The organism is Variovorax pasteuri, from assembly GCF_051216435.1.
In the GTDB taxonomy this organism is placed as follows: Bacteria; Pseudomonadota; Gammaproteobacteria; order Burkholderiales; family Burkholderiaceae_C; genus Variovorax.
This window is the reverse complement of record NZ_JBPJZS010000006.1, coordinates 122,321-141,851: the sequence shown is the minus strand read 5'-3', so window position 1 is coordinate 141,851 and position 19,531 is coordinate 122,321. Positions and strand designations below refer to the sequence as shown.

The window sequence follows — 19,531 nt, the reverse complement described above, 5'->3', positions numbered from 1 at the left end:
TGATCTGAATGATTCGCTGGCATGCCGAGGCATGGGCACACGCTGCAACTATCGCCGCGGCCAGCAGCCACTTAGCTCGCATAAAACACCTCGTCCCAGACAACGTAGCCAGAAATACTGTCCGCGTTGGTTTTCATGCTCGCAGCGTTCGTTCTCGCTGCGGCACGAGATTGACCCAAGTGGTACAGCGTATCGAGGCTGCCAAAGACATCGTCGAAGTGCGTGACTTCGTGGATGAGCGTTGACAGCTTCGAGTCCTGATTGGCGGATACGTCGCGCAGCGTGCAAAACGAGACATTGATCGCGATGGTTCGCGTCGCGATGTCCGGCCGGCAGACCATCGCGAGCGTGCTGTGGTCATGCTTTGGCACGATGCAGCTGAGCTCCTTGCCCTCGTCTGTGAGGCGAACGAAGTTCTTGCAAGTGAGGTCCCTCAGTACAGATTCGCATGCGACCAAGCCCTTTTGCAGATAGTCCCGCATGGGCAGGTCGGCCACGCCGAACCATTCCTTTACTCGCGCCATGTCTTCTTTGTTCCAGCGCGCCAACTCGGGGAGGCGCTTCTTCGCGATGAGCATCACTGCTTTGTCCCGTAGATCGAGCATCGTGTCGCAAAACTGTTTGTTGGTCGTGTTGGGGCAAATGTTCTCTGTCTGCTCTGCCTCGGGCGGGTGGTTGACCGCTCGGTCGATAAGCTTCTTGCTTGCGGCAACAGTGGCAGCATCTGCAGAAAACCAGTCCGGCGATGCGATCAGGGCGCGACTGAAAACCCCGGCTGCCTCGGCCATGCCATCCTCGTAGCTGGACGACTGCTGAAGCGTAGCTGCGATCGGCTGTGGCACCGGGCAGTGACAAACCACCACATCTCCCTCCAGCGCCACCTCGGAGATGAACTGCAGTCGCCGCGGCCCACCCGCCTTGGCGATGATGCCGACGCTGTTGCACCCCTCGCAATACGCCCTGCCGCCGATCAGCGCGGCTCGGTGGCCATACAGATCGAACATCGGCCCGCCGTAGGGCAGCACGCGGCCGCCAGGTGCCGGCGGATCGCCGACCACGAGAATTTTTCGCATCATCTTGGAACCTCCCAGTTGTGGTCTGGGGGTTCTAGAAGGATGTGGCCGATGACACTGTGGTCCAGTGTCAACCGGTCAGAACTTTGTCACGCCGGCGGCGGTTTCGTTCAAGGCGGTTGCTGATTGGCCGTACACCGCCATGAAGAAAATCAGCCCCGCGCAGGAAAGATGCTCTTCTTCACCAGCGCATGCACCCCCCAGTTGCCATCCACCACCTGCGTGATCCCGAAGTCCACGGCAATCGACATCAGCGAAATCGCCTCGTCTTCACCCAGCCCCTGCGTGGTCATCAGAAAGTGGCGCATCTTGTGATACGCGTCCCTCAGCGCCAGGTCGACCGACGACTTCTTGAAGATCTGGTTCTGCGCATCCGGCCCCAGCTCGGCCAGGTAGTTGGCGTAGCTGAAGCCGTGCAGCAGCCACTCGTCCTGCGTTTCCAGCAGCGGATAGCGCAGCTCGGCCAGCGGCGTGCCCGGCAGGCTGGCCTTCTTGTGCAGGATGAGCTGGAAGGTGCCCGTCAGCGAACACTCGATGGCCGTGCCGCACAGCTCCGAGTCGCCTTGCGACGCATGCGGGTCGCCCACCGTGAACATCGCGCCCGGTGCCGCCACCGGAAAGTACATGGTCGCGCCCTTGCCGATGCGCCAGTTGTCGATGTTGCCGCCCGTGTAGCTCGGCGGAATGGAGCTGACCATGTCCGCCTCGGCCGGCGCCACGCCGATGGTGCCGAAGTGCGGGCGCACCGGCACGCGGATGTTCTTCAGCACGTTCTCGTTCTTGCTGATGGTGCGGTGGTCCACCGGCACGCCCGGGTAGTCGATGGTCGGGTGCACCACGCCGAAGGGGTCGGTCTGCGGCGTCCAGCGAAAGTTGTAGACCGCGCGCGCCCAGTTGCGCTCACCCGTCACGTCCACCTCGTAGATGGTGACGACCTCGCGCTTCTTGGGCTCGGTGAGCGTGTCGCCGTAATGAAAGCCCCAGTTGGCGGCTGCGTTGCTGCCGAAGGCACGGCCCTTGTACTTGGGGTTGCCCGAAGGGCGGGGCACCACGTCGATGATGCGCACCTCCAGGATGTCGCCCGGCTCCGCGCCCTTCACGCGCACGGGGCCCGTGCAGATGTGCACGCCCTGGCCGCCGCCCGCGCCGTTCTTGGCGTCCATGGGGCCCGCGCCGCGCCGGTTGACACCCTTGCGCTGCTTGTCCCAGAAGAACACGCTCTCCGCGCCCGCGTCGCCCTGCACCATGCGCTCGGCGTCGTCGTTGGCGTGGTGGGTCAGGGTTTCGATGGTCACGTAGTCGCCCGACTCCACCTCGACCACCGGCTTGGCGATCTTGCTGAAGTAGCCCCACAGCACGGTGTTGGCCGCGGCCGGTATGTAGTAGTGGCTGGCCATGTTGCTGCCGGGCTGCGCGCTGGACGCCCCCTGCGCGAAGGCCTTGGTCGGTGCCATGGCCCCGGTCAGCGCACCGGCCGACACGGCCCCGCCGCCGACCACCATGGCGTCGCGCAGGAAGGAGCGGCGCGCCACCTGGAACTCTTCCTTGATGAGCTTTTCTTCCGCCGGCGAGGCGCCGTGCGTGCAGGTGGGGCCGCAGATGTGGTCGTACTTCAGGGTCATGGCATCGCTCCTCGCGAATGTTGTGGATGTGCGGCCCAGTCTCGAAGCGCCGCCCCGTTTCTGCCTTGTTCGCAGGCGCACAAAAACTTGTAGGGGCGCGGTTCTCGGGCGAATGCCTTGCCCAGCCCCGCCCGGCGCGGTCATAGTTCAGCCCTGATGCTGGACGACCTTCGACGCTTTTCGACCGATGCCTTCCCCGAGGCCTTGCGCCAGTCCGCGCTGGACGAGGTGCTGGCCCGCGCGCTGGTGCGCAGCGAGGCGGCAGTGGGGCAGGGCGTGCCGCCGCTGGAAGGGCATGTGTCTTCGCGCAGCTCCACGCTCGACTCGGTGTTCGTGCGGCTCGCGTCGTCGCCGCAGGTGCTGGTGCCCGACGCCGGCACTGCGCGGCATTCGGGGCGGGCGGTGCTGTTGTTCGTGCTGCTGAAGGGCAGCGGCGTGCTGGAAGAGCAGGGCGCTTCGGTCGTGCTTACTGCCAACGCCGCCTTGCTGCTCGACCCGGCGCAGCTCTGGCGGCTTGGCCTGCGCACCGATTGCCGCGCGCTGCTGGTCAAGTTCGAATCCGCGAGCTTTTTGCTGCGGCTGGTGCGCACCTGCAGCCCCGAGGCCAAGCGCATCACGCCCGCGCACGGCGTCGGCGCGATGTGCCTGACCATGGCCGAGTCGCTGGCCGAGCAGATCGATCACCTGGGGCGCGACGACCTGCTCTCGGTCGAGACCACGCTCACGGACCTGCTGGTGACCTGCCTGTCGCGCGAGGTGGAGGCATCCACCGACCCGGCTGAGCTGGCCGAGCCATCGGACCAACCGACCTCGGTGCAGCTGAGCCACCTGCGCCGCATCTGCCGCACCATCGAGGCGCGGCTGGGCGACGCGGAGCTGTCGCTCGAGAGCGTCGCGCGGGTCGAGGGGCTGTCCACCCGCTATCTGCAGAAGCTCTTCAAGGTCGGCGCGACCAGCTTCGGCGAGTACCTGCGCGAGCGCCGGCTGGAGCGCTGCAAGCTTGACCTGGCGAACCGCGCGCTGAACCACTTCACGATTTCGGCGCTGTGTTTTCGCTGGGGCTTCGGCGACGCGGCAAATTTCAGCCGGGCCTTCACGGCGCGCTATGGCGTGTCGCCCAAGGCCTATCGCGCGCAGCCGGCGTCGCAGGCCGATGCGCTGCACGACCAGCGCGGGCGGCCGTTGAAGGGCAGCGAGGTGAAGCCGGCATCCGCCACTGCTGATGCGGTTCCGGCGCGCACGCCGCACAGCCCGTTCCAGGCGCTGCTGCGCGACCACGCGCGCTACGCCGTGGCGCTGGCGCTGACGCCCAAGCGTTCGGCCTCTTCTTCCTCTTTTTCTTCTTCAAACGCCGACGGCACCGCGCCCAGCCACTACTACCTGCCCGTGTCCGACAAGACGGTGCACTGGGGCTACCTGAGCCGCTCGCTGAAGCCGGTGATCTCGGTGCGCTCGGGCGACGTGGTGACCATCGAGACGCTGACGCAGCACGCCAGCGACGACCGCGAACGCATGATCGACGGCGACCCCGGCGCCGAAAGCGTCTTCCACTGGACCGCCGACAAGAAGGCCGTCGACCGCCGCGGTGCCGGCCCGATGGACGCATCGATCTTCGGGCGCGGCGCCGGCGAGGGCTTCGGCGTGCACATCTGCACCGGGCCGGTGTACGTGCACGACGCGGAGCCGGGCGACGTGCTGGAGATCCGCATCCTCGACGTGCAGCCGCGGCCGAGTTGCAGCGCGGCGTTTCACGGGCGCATCTTCGGCAGCAACGCGGCGGCGTGGTGGGGCTTTCATTACCGCGACCAGATCACCGAGCCGAAGCAGCGCGAGGTGGTGACCATCTACGAGATCGACAACGCGGTGCCGCAGGCGCCGGTGGCGCGCGCGGTCTACAACTTCCGCTGGACGCCGCAGACCGACCCTTTCGGCGTGCGGCACGAAACCATCGACTACCCGGGCGTGCCGGTCGACCCCGAGACCATCGTCAAGCGCTTCGGCGTGCTGCAGAAGGCGCGCGTGCCGCTGCGCCCGCATTTCGGCATGCTGGCCGTGGCGCCGCGCGAGGCGGGCCTGGTCGACTCGATTCCGCCGGGCTACTTCGGCGGCAACCTGGACAACTGGCGCGCGGGCAAGGGCAGCAAGCTGTTCTTGCCGGTGTCGGTGCCGGGCGCGCTGTTCTCGGCGGGCGACCCGCATGCGTCGCAGGGCGATTCGGAGCTGTGCGGCACGGCGATCGAGTGTTCGTTGACGGGGGTGTTCCAGCTGGTGCTGCACAAGCGCGCGCAGATCGAGGGCGGGTTCCTGGCGGAGCTGAACTACCCCTTTCTCGAAACCGAGACCGAATGGGTGGTGCAGGGATTCAGCTTTGCCAATCACCTGGCCGAATTGGGGGCAGACGCGCAGGCGCAGATCTACAAGAAGTCGTCGCTCGAAGGGGCGATGCGCGATGCGTTCAACAAGACGCGTCGTTACCTGATGCAGGCGCACGCGTTGGACGAGGACGAGGCGGTGTCGCTCATTTCGGTGGCGGTGGACTTTGCGGTAACCCAGGTGGTGGATGGCAACTGGGGGGTGCATGCCGTCATCAAGAAGGCGCTGTTTCCTCAAGATCTGGCGTTGTGATCTCTGCCAGCAGCGGTCGTTGATCGGCCGCACACCAGCCGCGTGCCCCAGTGCACAGGGCGTCGGGTGCTCCCCGCAGCGAAATAAAGGGGGAGGCCGCAGGCCGGAGGACATTCGCGGAGGGGAGTACCCGGCGGCCTGTGCACCCGCCCCGAACAACAGCGGCCCAAAAAACAGCAGAAGTTTTTTGAACCAGGCTGCATCCAAACCCGCATCTGGTGTGTAGACCCTACAGCAGCGAGGAGCTGCTGACCCTCTACAACCTCAGGAGTATTTCCATGCACACCACCCGTTCGATCGCCGTGCTCGGCGCCGTTTCCGCCGCAGCTTTCCTGACGGCCTGTGGCTCGATGTCGATGGCCCCCACGTTCAACCAGTCGAGCCTGCCGCCCACCATCCAGGTGCCGGCCGGCAACAAGGTCGCCATGGAAACCGTGGGCAAGGGCGACATCACCTACGAATGCCGCGACAAGGCCAACGCCCCCGGCCAGACCGAATGGGTGTTCGTCGGCCCCGACGCCAAGCTCATGGACCGCAGCGGCAAGCAGGTCGGCAAGTACTACGGCCCGCCCGCCACCTGGGAATCGATGGACGGCTCCAAGCTGACCGCCACCCAGCTGGCCGTTGCGCCGTCGGGTCCGACCAGCCTGCCGTTCCAGCTCGTCAAGGCCAACCCCGCCATGGGCTCGGGTGCCATGACCGGTGTGACCTACATCCAGCGCGTGGCCCTGCAAGGCGGCGTGGCACCGGCGGCCATGCCCTGCACCCCGGCCACCAAGGGCCAGAAGCAGGTCGTGCAGTACCAGGCCGACTACATCTTCTGGAAGGCGTCCTGATCCGGGGGTGAATGTGCGGCGGGGGCGCCGGGTCCGACTACCATCGGGGCCTTGCCCACCCCCCCGCCGCCGACCTTGCCCGCCGCAGAACCCTTCGACTACGACGCCGCTCTCATGGCCTGCGCCCGCGGCGACCGCCAGGCCCTGCAGCAGCTGTACCAGCGCGAGGGCCGCTACCTGATGGGCGTGGCCCTGCGCATCGTGCGCCAGCGCCAGCAGGCCGAAGACGTGCTGCACGACGCCTTTCTCAGCATCTGGCAGCGCGCCGAAAGCTTCAACCCTGCCCGCGGCGAAGGCCGCGGCTGGATCTACAGCGTGGTGCGCAACGCCGCGCTGAACATGGTGCGCAGCGGCGCGCGCCAGGTGCATGTGAGCGAAGAGGCGGCGGAAGTCATCGACGACCAGGCCGCGCTCGCGGCCTACGCCTCGTCGGCCGACCCGTTCGAGCTGCGCGCCGACCTGGGCAAGCTCGAAGGCTGCCTGGGCGGGCTGGAGCCGGCGCGGCGTGACTGCATCCTGTATGCGTACGTGGAAGGCTGCTCGCACGGCGAGATTGCCGAGCGGCTGCAAACGCCGCTGGGCACGGTCAAGTCGTGGATCCAGCGCGGCATGCGCACGCTGCGGGAGTGCATGGCATGAGCACGACCCCTGGCAACGGCATCAGCAAAGATTTCGAAGACATCGACGCACTGGCGGGCGAGTACGTGCTGGGCACGCTGTCGGCCAGTGCCCGCGCCGCGGTCGATGCCCGCATGCGCACCGAGCCCGCGCTGCGCGACGCCGTGCAGGCCTGGGAAGCACGCCTGCTGCCGCTGACCGCGCTCGCGCCGCCGGCCGAGCCGTCGCCCGCGCTGTGGTCGCGCATCGAACAAAGCCTCGGGCCCGTGGCCAGCAGTGCCGCCGCACCCAAGGCCGCACCGGCGCGCCCGTCGGGCTTCGCCAACTGGTGGAACAACCTGAACCTGTGGCGCGGCCTGGCCGCTGGCGGTTTTGCCGCCGCCGCGCTGATGGTGGCCGTGATGGTCACGCGCCCGCTGCCTTCGCCGCAGTACATGGTGGTGCTGGTCGCCCCGCAGGACAAGGCGCCCGGCTGGGTGATCCAGACCAGTTCGTCGCGCCAGCTGAGCCTGGTGCCGCTGGGCACTTTCGAGGTGCCGCCGCAGAAGACGCTGCAGTTCTGGACCAAGGCCGACCAATGGCGCGGCCCGGTGTCGCTGGGCCTGGTGAAGCAGCAGGGCCAGACGCTGCGCATTCCCATCGACAAGCTGCCGCCGCTGGAGCCCAACCAGTTGTTCGAGCTGACGCTGGAGCCCGAGAACGGCTCGCCGACCGACCGCCCGACCGGGCCGATCCAGTTCATCGGGCGTGCGGTGAAGGTGCTGTAGCCGGCGACGCTTTGGGTTGCCTTCCTCCTTCCCCCTCTGGGGGAAGGCCGGGATGGGGGCAGGCAGAGCGCCCGATAGGTACGTCGCTGGCCCCCACCCCAGCCCTCCCCCGGGAGGGGAGGGAGAAAAACCTTGGGTCCGTCGCTGTTGACCAGGCGCTCTACAGGCTGCGCGCGGCTTAGTCCTCGCCCTTCAGCACCGACTGCGCAGCGGTTCGCACGCGTTCGTCGGTGTCGTGCTGCGCAGCATGTGCCACCGCCGCATGCCAGGGCAAGCTTTCGGCTTTCCATTCGCCGATGGCCATGGCGGCCGTCCAGCGCACGTCGGCGTCGTCGTCCTTCTGCAGGCGCTCGGCCAGCACCGGCAGCACGCGCTGGCCGATGGCGCTGCCCACGCCCCGCTCCCAGCACAGGTTGGCCGCGTGCCGGCGCATGAAGGCGTGCGGCGACGCGAGCCCTCGCAACACCTCGTCGACCTCGCCGGGGCGCATGGCGCAGTAGCCGCTGCCGGGGCTGAGGATGTCGAGCGCCAGGGCGACCGTGGCGGGCGGGCCCTCGAGCAAGGCCTGCAGGGGCCCGTAGTCCAGCGGCAGCGGCGTCGGGTCGCGAAATGACGAGTAGGGCGCGCACAGGCCTTCGACGGCCACCTTGGCGGCGTCCGGCAGGCTGTCTGCGGCCTGTGGCTGTTGCGCCAGCTGCGCCAGCAGCCAGTCGCTCTGCCCCAGGTACGCCAGCGCCCGCGCGGCCCAGGCGCGAGCGGGTTCGTCGCGTGATTTCGCCATTTGCGTCTTCAGCGCGTCCAGCACGTCGGGCGTGGCCACGCCGATGGCGCCCAGCAGCAGGGCGCTATCCCACCCGCGTTTGCTCTTGCCCTTGCCGTCGCCCATGCGCGCGAGCAGCGCCGGCACGGCGGGCGCGCCGATGGCGGCCAGCTGCTTTCTGGCTTCTTCGGAGCCGATGGCGCCGACTTCGCGGTCCAGGCGGGCGACCAGGAACTCGACGCGCTCGGCGACGGGCAGCGCGGCAACCCGGGCGCGTTCGCGGTCGTCGCGGGCGTCTTTCTGGAAGATGCGCTCGAAGGTCGCATCCCCAAGGCAGCGCCGGGCCAGCGCGGTGGCGTATTCCTCGTCGTTCACGAACATGACGAAGTCGGGCGTGAGCTGGGGCGCGTCGCCGAGGGCTTCGCGCACCTTTTGCGAGGCCGACACCAGCATGTCGAAGCAGTCTTTCTCGGCCTGCAGCCAATCGGCGCGCGAGCCTTGGCGGGCGGCCTTGTCCGCGGCGTCGGCGGCTTGCTGGAGCGCGTCGCTTTCAAAATCGACCAGCTCGTGCGCCCAGTCGGCCGGGTTCCAGTCGGCGTCCCAGAAGTCGTCGGAAGACTGGTCTTCGTTCTCGCGCGCCGATACCGCGTTGGCGCCCAGCGAGGGCAGGGTGATGACACCGTCGCACTCGCGGTACACACCATGGAAGGCGGCCACGTAGAACCGGTCGTCGGGGTTCTGCGCCATCAGCTCGCGCAGTGCGCGCAGGGCGTCCTCGACGATCAACGGTTCCAGCGCTTTCCAGTGGTTCATGCAGGCCTCTCCCTCGGGGTCTCGTTTGGGCCTGCGATCGTAAAGGGCGGTGCCGGTGGCGATAATCCCGAGATGCGAATCCGCTTTACCAAGATGCAGGGCGCCGGCAACGATTTCGTCGTGCTGGACGAAACACGCGGCACGCTGGGCCTCAGCGCCGCGCAATACCGCTTTCTGGCCGACCGCCATTTCGGCGTCGGCGCCGACCAGATCCTTACCGTGAGGCCATCGCCCGCGGAAGGCATCGACTTCCAGTACGTCATTCACAACGCCGACGGCGGCGAGGTGGAGCAGTGCGGCAACGGCGCGCGCTGTTTCATGCGCTTCGTCAGCGAACACAAGCTCACCGACAAAAGCGAAGTGCGCGTGCAGACGCTGGCCGGCGTCATCGCCCCGCGCATGGGCGCCGACGGCCGCGTGACGGTCGACATGGGCGCGCCGGTGTTCGAGCCCGCGCGCGTGCCCTTCGATGCGGCCGGGCTCGATGCGCAGCCCGACGGTTCATGGGAAAAGTGGCACCTTGCCCTTGGTACACATGCGAGCAGCGCTATCGTTTCGGTAGCGGTGCTGTCCATGGGCAACCCGCACGCGGTGCAGGTGGTCTACAACGTCGACACCGCCCCGGTGGCCGAGCAGGGCCCGCTGATCGAGCACCACCCGCGTTTTCCGCAGCGGGTGAACGCGGGCTTCATGCAGGTGGTGGACCGCACGCACATCCGGCTGCGGGTGTTCGAGCGCGGCGCCGGCGAAACGCTGGCCTGCGGCACGGGTGCCTGCGCGGCGGTGGTGGCGGGCATCCGGCTCGGCCTGCTGGACCGCAGGGTCGACGTGCAGACGCACGGCGGCATTCTCACGATCGAGTGGCAGGGCGAGGGTCAGCCGGTGCTGATGACGGGCCCGGCCACCACGGTTTTCGAAGGCGACATCGAGGTTCCCGACTTGACATGACTTCCTCCTCCAATAACAACGACGCCAACGCCATGAACCCGATCACCGAGGACGACATCGCCAACTACCTGGCGAACACCCCCGACTTCTTCGAGCGCCATGCCCAGCTGCTGGCGCAGGTGCAGCTCACCAGCCCGCACGGCAACCGCGCCGTGAGCCTGCAGGAGCGCCAGGCCGAGATGCTGCGCGAGAAGATCAAGGCGCTTGAGCATCGCCTGATGGACATGGTGCGCCACGGCACCGAGAACGTGGTCATTGCCGACCGCCTGCAGCGCTGGACCAAGGGCCTGCTGACCACGCGCGACCCGCGCAGCCTGCCGTACCGCATCGCGGTCGACCTGCAGTCGCTGTTCCTGGTGCCGCAGACGGCCATCAAGGTGTGGGACTGCAGCAGCGAATACCTGAACGAAGCCTATGCCCAGTGGGTGAGCGACGACGTGAAGGCGCTGGCCACTTCGCTGACCTCGCCGTACTGCGGCCTGAACTCGGGCTTCGAGGCGGCCGACTGGCTGCCCGAGCCCAAGTCGGCCCAGTCGATCGCGCTGATTCCGCTGCGTGCCGACCCCGAGTCGCCGGCCTTCGGCATGCTGGTGCTGGCGTCGCCCGACGCGCAGCGCTTCAACGCCGAGATGGGCACCGACTTTCTGGAGCGCATCGCCGAGCTGGCCTCGGGCGGACTGTCGCGGCTGCGTCCTTGAACCGTCCACGCGGGTTGCGGCGCCGCTTGCAGGTCTTGCTGGCTGGCGTGCTGCTGGGCGGGGTGCTGGCGTACGCCGCCATCGGGGCCTTCGTGTGGTGGCAGGCCGAAGAACGCTTGGCCAACCCGCCGCAGCGAGCGGCCGATGCGGCGCTGGTGCTGGGCAGCCGCGCTTATCTGGACGGCAAGCCGCACCCCTGCCTGTCGGGCCGGGTCGATACGGCGGTGGCGCTGGCCAGGGCCGGCGTCGTCAAGCAGCTCGCCTTCACGGGCGGGGTGGATTCCGAAGACGGCCGCATCGAGGCCAAGGTGATGCAGGAGCGCGCCGTGGCGCAGGGCTTTGCCGGGCCGATGCTGCTGGAGCCCGCGTCCACCTCGACGCGGCAGAACCTGTCGCTGTCGCTTCCGCTGCTGCAGGTGGCCGGGGTGCGCAGCGTGGTGATCGTCTCGGAGCCCTTCCACCTGTGGCGCGTGCAGCGGCTGGTGAAGATGAGCGGTTTCGACCGCAGCTTCGACGTGCAGTACGCGGCGGCGCCCACCTCGTGCTGGAACGCGCTGGGGCCGTTGTCGAAGGGCGCGTTGCGCGAGCCGGCGGCCATCGTGAACAATGCCTTCCGTGGATTCCTCTTCTGAAGCCGCGCTTCCGGCCGATTCGGGCTGGATCGACAAGTACCTCGCGCATGTGCGCGTGGAGCGCCGGCTTGCGGCGCGCACGGTCGAGCTCTATGCCTTTCATTTGAAGGCGCTGACCGACAACGCGGCCGAGGCCGGGCTGACGCTGGACCGCGTGCAGACCGCCCACATCCGGCGCTGGATGACCCGGCTGCACAGCGCCGGGCGCGAGCCGCGCGGCATTGCGCTGGTGCTGTCGTGCTGGCGCAGCTTTTACCGCTGGCTGGGCCATGAAGGCCTGATCGGCTTCAACCCGGTGCAGGACGTGCATGCGCCCAAGGCGGGCCGGCCGCTGCCCAAGGCGCTGGGCGTGGACGACGCGGTGCGCCTGGCCGAGCTGTACGACCCCGAGGCCGACCCCTGGACCGAGTCGCGCGACGGCGCCATCGTCGAGGTGCTGTACGGCTGCGGCCTGCGCGTGAGCGAGCTCACCGGGCTCGACGCCCAGGCCAGCAACACGGCGCGTGGCTGGATCGACCTGGACGCGGGCGAGGCCAACGTGCTGGGCAAGGGCAGCAAGCGGCGCATCGTGCCGCTGGGCAGCAAGGCGGCCGAGGCGGTGCGCGACTGGCTCGCGGTGCGCGGCGACTGCGCGGCCATCACCGTGGCGCAGGTGCGCGACCCGCAGGCGGCCGCGGCCCTGTTCATCAGCGCCAAGGGCGTGCGCATGTCGTCGCAGGCGGTGTGGAAGCTGTTGCGCGAGCGCAGCCTGAAGGCCGGCCTGGCCGCGCCGGTGCACCCGCACATGCTTCGCCATTCGTTCGCCAGCCACGTGCTGCAGTCGAGCAGCGACCTGCGCGCGGTGCAGGAGTTGCTGGGGCACGCGAGCATCGCGACCACGCAGATCTATACACGGCTGGACTTCCAGCACCTGGCCAAGGTCTATGACCAGGCCCATCCGCGGGCGAAATCCCGCGAAGACAAAGACAAGTAAGAACCCATGAAAACCCTTCGCCTCAAACCCGGCAAGGAGCGTTCGCTCCTGCGCCGACACCCCTGGGTCTTCGAATCGGCCATTGCGCGCGGCGGCGCCGACTCCGGCGAAACGGTGCGCGTGGAATCGCACGAGGGCGCCTTCCTGGCCTGGGCCGCGTTCAGCGCCGAATCGAAGATCCGCGCGCGGGCGTGGAGCTTTGTCGAAACGCAGCGCATCGACGCGGCGTTTCTGGCGTCGGTGTGCGTGCGCGCGGTGAAGGCCCGGAGCCTGTTCGACCTGCAGAGCGACGGTGTGCGCATCGTCCACGGCGAGGCCGACGGCCTGCCGGGGCTGATCGTCGACCGCTACGGCAGCGGACCTGACGGGGTGCTGGTGGCGCAGTTTCTCTCGGCCGGCGTGGAGCGCTGGAAGGACGTGCTGGCCGATGCGCTGCTCGCCGCCACGGGCCTCACCAGGCTCTATGAGCGCTCCGACGCCAGCGGGCGCGAGCGCGAAGGGCTCAAGCCCGTCACGGGCTGGCTGCGCGGGGAGGGCGCCACCGAGATCACCATTCGCGAGCACGACTGGCAGCTGGGGCTGAACATCGCGACCGGCCACAAGACCGGCTTTTACCTCGACCAGCGCGACAGCCGCCAGCGCTTTGCCGAACTGGCGAAGCACCGGCGCTTCAAGCGCGTGCTGAACTGCTTTTGCTACACGGGCGGCTTCACCGTGGCGGCGCTGGCCGGGCTCAAGGCCGCGGGCGCGCTCGACGGGGCCGAGCTGGTGTCGGTCGATTCGTCGCTGCCGGCGCTGAACCTGGCGCGCGCCAACGTTGCGCTCAACGGCTTCGGCGGCGAGGGTTCGGGGGTGAAGACGGAGTTTCTCGACGCCAACGTCAACACCCTGCTGCGCGAGTTCGTCGACCAGGGCCGCACCTTCGACGCGATCGTGCTCGACCCGCCCAAGTTCGCGCCCACCGTGGCGCACGCCGAGCGCGCCGCGCGGGCCTACAAGGACATCAACCGCCTGGCGCTGAAGATCCTGGAGCCGGGCGGCGTGCTGCTGACCTTCTCGTGCTCGGGCGGCATCGGCGCCGACCTGTTCCACAAGATCGTGGCCTCGGCGGGGCTGGACGCGGGGGTGGACGGCTACATCAGCGAGCGCCTGGGCGCTGCGCCCGACCATCCGATGACCATCGAGTTCCCCGAGGGCGAGTACCTGAAGGGGCTGGTGGTGGTCAGGAAGCCGCTCTGACACAGGGTCTGACACTTCCTTGACCCCTTCGCCAACGCAACTCAGTGGCATTGGCTAAACTTCCCGCCACGCCTTTTTCGGCTCTTTTCCTGTTTTCCGCTTCCGGAGCACTCCCCCCATGGCCCTCATTCCCGCGACCATCCTGACCGGCTTTCTCGGCTCGGGCAAAACCACGCTGCTCAAGCGCATCCTGACCGAGGCCCATGGCCAGAAGATCGCGGTCATCGAGAACGAGTTCGGCGAAGAGAACATCGACAGCGACATCCTGGTGACGGAGTCGAAAGAGCAGATCGTGCAAATGAGCAACGGCTGCGTGTGCTGCACCATCCGCGAAGACCTGCGCGAAGCGCTGCAGCTGCTGGCCGCCAAGAAGCGCCAGGGCCTGCTGGACTTCGACCGCGTGGTCATCGAAACCACCGGCCTGGCCGACCCCGGCCCGGTGGCGCAGACCTTCTTCATGGACGACGAGATCGCCGAGAGCTACCTGCTCGACTCGATCCTGACGCTGGTGGACGCCAAGCACGCGCCGCAGCAGCTCAACGACCGCCAGGAAGCGCGCCGCCAGGTGGGCTTTGCCGACCAGATCTTCATCAGCAAGAGCGAGCTGGTGTCGGCCGAGGAAACCGAGGCGCTCATCCACCGCCTGAAGCACATGAACCCGCGCGCGCCGCAGCAGAAGGCGCACTTCGGCGACGTGCCGCTGAAGGACATCTTCGACCTGCGCGGCTTCAACCTGAACGCCAAGCTGGACATCGACCCCGACTTCCTGAAGGAAGACGACCACGGCCACGATCACCACGACCATGACCACGCGCATGGCGAGGCGTGCGACCACCCTTCGCACAAGCACGAAGGCCACGGCCACCACCATCACACCGACGACGACGTGAAGAGCTTCGTCTACAAGGCCGACCGCCCCTTCGACCCGGCCAAGCTGGAAGACTTTCTGGGCGCCATCGTCAACATCTACGGCCCGCGCATGCTGCGCTACAAGGGCGTGCTGAGCATGAAGGGCACCGAGCGCAAGGTGATCTTCCAGGGCGTGCACCAGCTGATGGGCAGCGACCTGGGCCCGGAATGGGGCAAGGACGAAGCGCGCCAGAGCCGCATGGTGTTCATCGGCATCGAGCTGCCGCGCGAAATCCTGGAGCAGGGGCTGGAGCAGTGCCTGGTGTGAGCCGCTGAATTGCTTTGCTCCTTCCCCCGCTGGGGGAAGGTTGGGAAGGTTGGGATGGAGGCAGGCCTTCGATCAGGCGCTGTGTTTTCCGGGGAGGCCGTCGTGCCCCCACCCCGGCCCTCCCCCAGAGGGGGAGGGAGAGATCGCTAGTTGCCCGGGGCGCCCAGCGGCTTGCCGTTGATCTTCAGGCTGCCGTCGGTGAACTCGATCTGGCCGGTCACGTCGTCGCCGTCGCGCTTCACGAAGCCCTTTTCCTCCCCTTGCTCGACCAGGCCCGCCACCATTTCGGGCGGGGGCGTCTGGCCGCTCTCGGCGCCGGTTTCGGCCAGCTTCTCGAGCCATTTCATGGGCAGGCGGGCATTGGCCTTGAGCGCGCCGCGCTTCATCAGCAAGGCGGTGCCGGGCAGTTGCAGGTCTTCGTCGGTCACACCGGCCATGCCGGCCATGTAGCTGATCTCGCCGCGCTTGCCGTCGATCTCGACCACCATCTTGTCGATGCCGGCTTCAGGGCTGTACTTGGCCATGGCCTTGAGGTCGGGGGCCAGCTGGTCGGCCAGGGCCTGCATCGCGGCCTGCGCCGCCTTGCTGCCGCCCTTGCCGCAGCCGTTGACGGCGCTGGACTGCATCCAGGCGTCGGCCAGCTTCTTGTAGGTGGCGGCGTGGATGCGGCGCGCGCTGCTGGTCAGCTCGAACTTGTCGATCTTGGTCTCGCCGATCTTGCCGGTGCCCTTGACGGTGCCGCCGGACGCGTAGAGGCCGTCCTTGATGCTGGCTTCGCCGAGCAGGTCGAGGCCCTGCAGCAGCACGGTGGTCACGATCTTGGGCGGGGTGTCGGCCGGCACGGCCGAGGCGCCCAGCGGGCCGCCGGTCTTCCTGACGACGAGCTCGAGCGTGTCGAGCTTGCCCTCGGTCTTGCCGGTGGACAGGAACCAGCCGGCGCTGCTGTCCATGTCGGCCTTGGCGGTGAGCTTGCCCATCTTCATGGTGGTGCCGGTGCGCGCGTCGCTGAAGTCCAGGCCGGGCATGGTCATGTCGTAGCGCACCTGGGTGCGCGCGGCGTTCACTTCCATGCGGGCCTGCGCGCCTTGCCAGGCGAACTGGCCCTTGCCCTCTTCGGTCAGCTTGGCGGGAGCGACGACCAGGTCGGTGGTGAAGGCGCCGCCGAAGCCGACCTTGGTGTGCGAGGTCAGGGGCTTGGCCTCGCCGAACACCTTCTTCAGGTCGTCCTGGGTCTTGGCGTCGAGCACCAGTTCGCTGTCGATGGTGGCGGCCGCGAGCGAGCCGCCGGCGATCGGGCCGTGGTGGATGGTGTCGCGGATGGTGATGCGCAGCGGCTTGGCGTCGGCTTCTTCTTCGTCGTCGGCGTCCGCTTGCTCGCCTTCGGCCGGCTTGGCGGGGGTGGCTGCGGTTGCATCGGCCGCGCAGCCGATCTCCAGGGTCACGGTGCTGACGGCGCCTAGAAAGCCGCGCTCGTACTGGCGCTCGATCACGCGCACCAGCGCGGTCTGCTTGGGCAACTCTTCGAAGGCGCTGTCGTAGCGCGACTTGACCTGCGACCCGGCGTACCAGGTGCTCCCGCCGTAGGCCACCACGATCGCCGCGGCCAGGACGCCCAAAACTGCTTTCTTGCTCAAGGTTGTTCTCTCTTTTATGTCGAATGATGGGATAAGCCCCCACTGCCGAATGGGCAAACCAGGGCAGGGCGCGGACCTGCGTTGTCCCCCCGACAACGCCGCGCGATGCTAACGGAGTTGCCGGCGCCGCCGACCGGCAGGCACGGACATCGCGCGCGTCGGCGAGTTCTCTATACAATCGCGCGCCTGTTCCGCCAGCCACGCCTCGTCCACATGGAAGAGATGTGACTTGTGGCACGGGGCTCCGCACGTTTCTGGCGGGCTTTCGGGGGTATAACCCCGGGGTTCGTCACTGGCGAGCACCCGACAACGGAGACACCGCGCGGCCTGAAGGCCGCAGGGTCTCCATGGGAGGAGACACCCAGTGAAAGCGCGTTCCAGTTCGTCAAAGGAGCCAGTCACCGTGAAGAAACCCGCCGCCAAGGCCACGCCAGCAACCAAGCCCGCCACCAAGAAGGCGCCGGCTGCGAAGCAGGCTGTACCTGCGGCAAAAAAGGTTTCCGCTGCTGCACTCGACTCCGCCGCGAACGAGAAAAGCGCCTCCAAAAAGCCCGCAGCACCACCGGCCAAGGCCGAGACCGCTGCGAAGAAGTCCGCCAAGCCTGCCACTGCTGCAACCAAGACCGCAGGCGCGGGTCCATCGTCATCCAAACCTGTCGGCCGCCCTGCTGCCGTTCCTTCTGTCCCCCTGAGTCCCATGAAAAAAACGGCTGCCGCCTCCACTTCCGCCCCGGCGACACCCTCGATGCCCGCTCAAACCGCCACGCCCGCTCCCGCGCGTGGTGGCCGCGTGTCCCGGCTGTCGCAATTGACCGTTCCCTCGATGCCGCAGTCCGTGGCATCGACCGCCGCCAAGTCCAGCTTCTCGCAGGCACCTTCCACCGCGCTGGTGCCGCCGCCGCCCCTGGCCGTGAAGAAAGACCCGAAGCTGGCCAACAACTGGAAGACCAAGACCGCCGCCGAGCTGATCGATGCCGAAGTCATCGCCATGCCGGACGACGAGTACATGAACGAAAAGCAGATGGCGTTCTTCCGCCTGAAGCTCGTCGAACTCAAGCGCGGCATCCTCGAGAACGCCGGCGAGACCACCGAGCACCTGCGTGAAGACACCGTGGTCGTGCCCGACCCGGCCGACCGCGCCACCATCGAGGAAGAGCACGCCCTCGAGCTGCGCACGCGCGACCGCGAACGCAAGCTGCTGAAGAAGATCGAGCAGTCGATCCAGCGCATCGACGCGGGCGACTACGGCTACTGCGACGAAACCGGCGAACCCATCGGCGTGGGCCGCCTGCTGGCGCGCCCCACGGCCACGCTGTCGCTCGAAGCGCAGCAGCGCCGCGAGCTCAAGCAGAAGATGTTCGGGGACTGATCGGGAACAAAGCCAGGACACCTTTCGCTCGATAGTCTTCACCGCATGGCCAAGGAAGAATCGGGTCGCCTTTTTTCCAAGGTGGCCAAGTTTGTTCGCAATCCCCTGAAGGATTGGTCGGAGCTCGACGCGCCGGCTGCATCCGATTCTTCGCTGCCCGACCAGACCTACAGCCGCGAGATGCTGAAGGAAATGATCGAGCGGCGCCAGCGCAACGACTTCGTGCGCCGGCGCGAGTTCGACATGCTGCGCAAGCTGCGCCAGCGCGAGGCCGCCTCTCACGCCTCCGATGCGACGGTCACGCCGTCGTCGTTCAACGTCAACAGTTCCTCCGAGAAGCTCGAAGGCCGCGCGCTCACGCTCAAGAAGATCGACGAGATCGAAGAGCAGATGTCGCAGCAGTGGTGGAAGGGGCGCGGGCCGAACGGCGAACCCCTGGTCAGGCCGCCGCCGGACGCCGGCGCCGAGACGCTGCCGCCCGTGCACGCCGACGAGCCTGCAGGAGAGGAGCTTCGGCGGCCGGCGGCTGCCGCTGCGCCCATGGCGCAGTCTGCCGTCCCGCCTCCCGCCGCGCAGCCCCAGGTCGACGCGCAGGTGTCGGTGCCTGCCGAGATGCCCCTGACCTCGTCGCACCTCGCGCACGACGGCGCGCTCGAAGAGGCGGTGATCCGCTTCGCGCACGGCGACGACACGGGCGCCGAAGCCATCTTGCTGCAGGCCCTGGCCTCCGACAGCGCACCGCCCGGCGAAGCCGATCACGGCCCCGCGGCCGAGCTCGACGACGACCGCTGGCGCGCGCTGTTCGATCTTTACCGCGCCACGGGCGACGCCGCCAAGTTCGCGGCTGCCCGCATGCGCTACGCCCAGCGCATGCGGCGCATGGGCCCCGACTGGGTCTCGCTCGAGGATCTGGCCCGCAGCGTCAAGGCGGTCACGGCCAGCGAAGAAGCGGCCGAGGCCTCCGCCGAGGGCGGCGCGCACGCCGACTGGGCCAGCCCGGCGCGCCTGGCGCGCGACGGCCTGGTGGAGCTCACGCGCGCGCTGTCGAAGGCGGGCTCGGTCTGGACGCTCGATTGGCGCGGCCTGGCCGGCATCGAGATCGAAGCCGCCGCGCCGCTGCGCGTGCTGTTCAACCACTGGGCCGATTCGCCGGTGCAGCTGCGCTTCATGGGTTCGCCGCAGCTGCTGGCCGTGCTGTCCGAGGCGGCGCCCAACAACCAGCGCGGCACCGACGACGTGTGGTGGCAACTGCACCTGGCCGCGCTGCGGCTGATGCACCTGCCCGACGACTTCGAGCTGGTGGCGCTGAACTACTGCATCACCTACGAGGTGTCGCCGCCGTCGTGGCAAGACCCGCGTGGCGAATGCACCGCGCTGGCCGCGCCGCCGGCGAACCGGCACAGCTCGGTGTGGTCGCTGCTGTCGTCCGGCGGAGACTCCGAGAGCTTTCCGTCCACCGACACCGGCTTTGCCGCGCTGGCGGGCGACTTGCGGGGTGAATCGCTGTCGAGCTGGCATCGGCTGGACCACGACCTGCGGCACACCGCCGCGCCGGTCATTTCCTGCGCCGCGCTGCTGCGCATGGACCTGGCGGCCGCCGGCACCCTGCTGGCCTGGGTGCGCGCACGCGACGCCAACGGCGAGCGGGTGCAGTTCGTGGACGCCCACCGCCTGATTGCCGCGCTGTTCAACCTGGTAGGCATTGCCGATCACGCGACGGTAGCGGTTAGAAAAAACTAAGGCCCCG

At 68.0% G+C, this 19,531-nt stretch carries 16 protein-coding genes; 12 read left to right on the top strand and 4 right to left on the bottom strand.

Annotation, left to right across the window (positions count from 1 at the left end):
• Window positions 1-71: 71 nt before the first annotated feature.
• Both ACSFBM_RS21895 and ACSFBM_RS21890 read right to left on the bottom strand, forming a co-directional pair.
• A complete protein-coding gene (locus ACSFBM_RS21895) occupies window positions 72-1,076 on the bottom strand; it encodes a M35 family metalloendopeptidase (protein WP_435486244.1) in 1,005 nt (334 codons plus the stop codon).
• Window positions 1,077-1,225: 149 nt separating this feature from the next.
• Entirely contained in the window at window positions 1,226-2,695 is a 1,470-nt protein-coding gene (locus ACSFBM_RS21890; RefSeq protein ID WP_435486243.1) for an acetamidase/formamidase family protein, read from the bottom strand.
• A gap of 156 nt (window positions 2,696-2,851) precedes the next feature.
• Here ACSFBM_RS21890 and ACSFBM_RS21885 point away from each other — a divergent pair, with 156 nt between their 5' ends.
• From ACSFBM_RS21885 to ACSFBM_RS21870, 4 genes are all read left to right on the top strand, one after another.
• Window positions 2,852-5,320, top strand: coding sequence for an acetamidase/formamidase family protein (locus ACSFBM_RS21885; protein WP_435486242.1), 2,469 nt, complete (start codon window positions 2,852-2,854; stop codon window positions 5,318-5,320).
• A gap of 278 nt (window positions 5,321-5,598) precedes the next feature.
• Window positions 5,599-6,156 (top strand): DUF3455 domain-containing protein, encoded by a 558-nt coding sequence (locus ACSFBM_RS21880; protein ID WP_435438041.1) that lies wholly within the window; start codon window positions 5,599-5,601, stop codon window positions 6,154-6,156.
• A 114-nt stretch (window positions 6,157-6,270) separates the two neighbouring features.
• Complete coding sequence (locus ACSFBM_RS21875) at window positions 6,271-6,795, top strand: sigma-70 family RNA polymerase sigma factor (RefSeq protein WP_435486459.1); 525 nt, start codon at window positions 6,271-6,273, stop codon at window positions 6,793-6,795.
• The gene (locus ACSFBM_RS21870) at window positions 6,792-7,541 is read left to right on the top strand and encodes an anti-sigma factor (protein ID WP_435486241.1); all 750 of its coding nucleotides are present in this window, start codon (window positions 6,792-6,794) and stop codon (window positions 7,539-7,541) included. Before ACSFBM_RS21875 ends, ACSFBM_RS21870 begins: the two co-directional genes overlap by 4 nt.
• A 178-nt stretch (window positions 7,542-7,719) precedes the next feature.
• Here the strand turns inward: ACSFBM_RS21870 and ACSFBM_RS21865 are convergent, their stop codons facing one another.
• Window positions 7,720-9,114, bottom strand: a complete 1,395-nt coding sequence (locus ACSFBM_RS21865) for a HEAT repeat domain-containing protein (protein ID WP_435486240.1) — start codon at window positions 9,112-9,114, stop codon at window positions 7,720-7,722.
• Between the two features lie 72 nt (window positions 9,115-9,186).
• Here ACSFBM_RS21865 and dapF point away from each other — a divergent pair, with 72 nt between their 5' ends.
• The 6 genes from dapF (at window position 9,187) to ACSFBM_RS21835 (ending at window position 14,781) form a co-directional block, all read left to right on the top strand.
• Window positions 9,187-10,062: a diaminopimelate epimerase gene (gene dapF, locus ACSFBM_RS21860; protein WP_435486239.1), complete on the top strand. Its 876-nt coding sequence runs from the start codon at window positions 9,187-9,189 to the stop codon at window positions 10,060-10,062.
• Complete coding sequence (locus ACSFBM_RS21855; protein ID WP_435486238.1) at window positions 10,059-10,760, top strand: DUF484 family protein; 702 nt, start codon at window positions 10,059-10,061, stop codon at window positions 10,758-10,760. Before dapF ends, ACSFBM_RS21855 begins: the two co-directional genes overlap by 4 nt.
• Window positions 10,757-11,392, top strand: a complete 636-nt coding sequence (locus tag ACSFBM_RS21850; protein WP_435486237.1) for a YdcF family protein — start codon at window positions 10,757-10,759, stop codon at window positions 11,390-11,392. Before ACSFBM_RS21855 ends, ACSFBM_RS21850 begins: the two co-directional genes overlap by 4 nt.
• Window positions 11,367-12,365, top strand: a complete 999-nt coding sequence (locus ACSFBM_RS21845; protein ID WP_435486236.1) for a tyrosine recombinase XerC — start codon at window positions 11,367-11,369, stop codon at window positions 12,363-12,365. Before ACSFBM_RS21850 ends, ACSFBM_RS21845 begins: the two co-directional genes overlap by 26 nt.
• Window positions 12,366-12,371: 6 nt before the next feature.
• A complete protein-coding gene (locus ACSFBM_RS21840; protein ID WP_435486235.1) occupies window positions 12,372-13,604 on the top strand; it encodes a class I SAM-dependent rRNA methyltransferase in 1,233 nt (410 codons plus the stop codon).
• Between the two features lie 118 nt (window positions 13,605-13,722).
• Entirely contained in the window at window positions 13,723-14,781 is a 1,059-nt protein-coding gene (locus ACSFBM_RS21835) for a CobW family GTP-binding protein (RefSeq protein WP_435486234.1), read from the top strand.
• Window positions 14,782-14,927: 146 nt separating this feature from the next.
• Here ACSFBM_RS21835 and ACSFBM_RS21830 read toward each other — a convergent pair whose 3' ends face one another.
• Window positions 14,928-16,415 (bottom strand): YdgA family protein, encoded by a 1,488-nt coding sequence (locus tag ACSFBM_RS21830; RefSeq protein ID WP_435486233.1) that lies wholly within the window; start codon window positions 16,413-16,415, stop codon window positions 14,928-14,930.
• A 403-nt stretch (window positions 16,416-16,818) separates the two neighbouring features.
• Here ACSFBM_RS21830 and dksA point away from each other — a divergent pair, with 403 nt between their 5' ends.
• Window positions 16,819-17,784, top strand: coding sequence for an RNA polymerase-binding protein DksA (gene dksA / locus ACSFBM_RS21825; protein ID WP_435486232.1), 966 nt, complete (start codon window positions 16,819-16,821; stop codon window positions 17,782-17,784).
• A 45-nt stretch (window positions 17,785-17,829) separates the two neighbouring features.
• Window positions 17,830-19,524 (top strand): STAS domain-containing protein, encoded by a 1,695-nt coding sequence (locus tag ACSFBM_RS21820; RefSeq protein WP_435486231.1) that lies wholly within the window; start codon window positions 17,830-17,832, stop codon window positions 19,522-19,524.
• The last annotated feature ends 7 nt before the right edge of the window (window positions 19,525-19,531 follow it).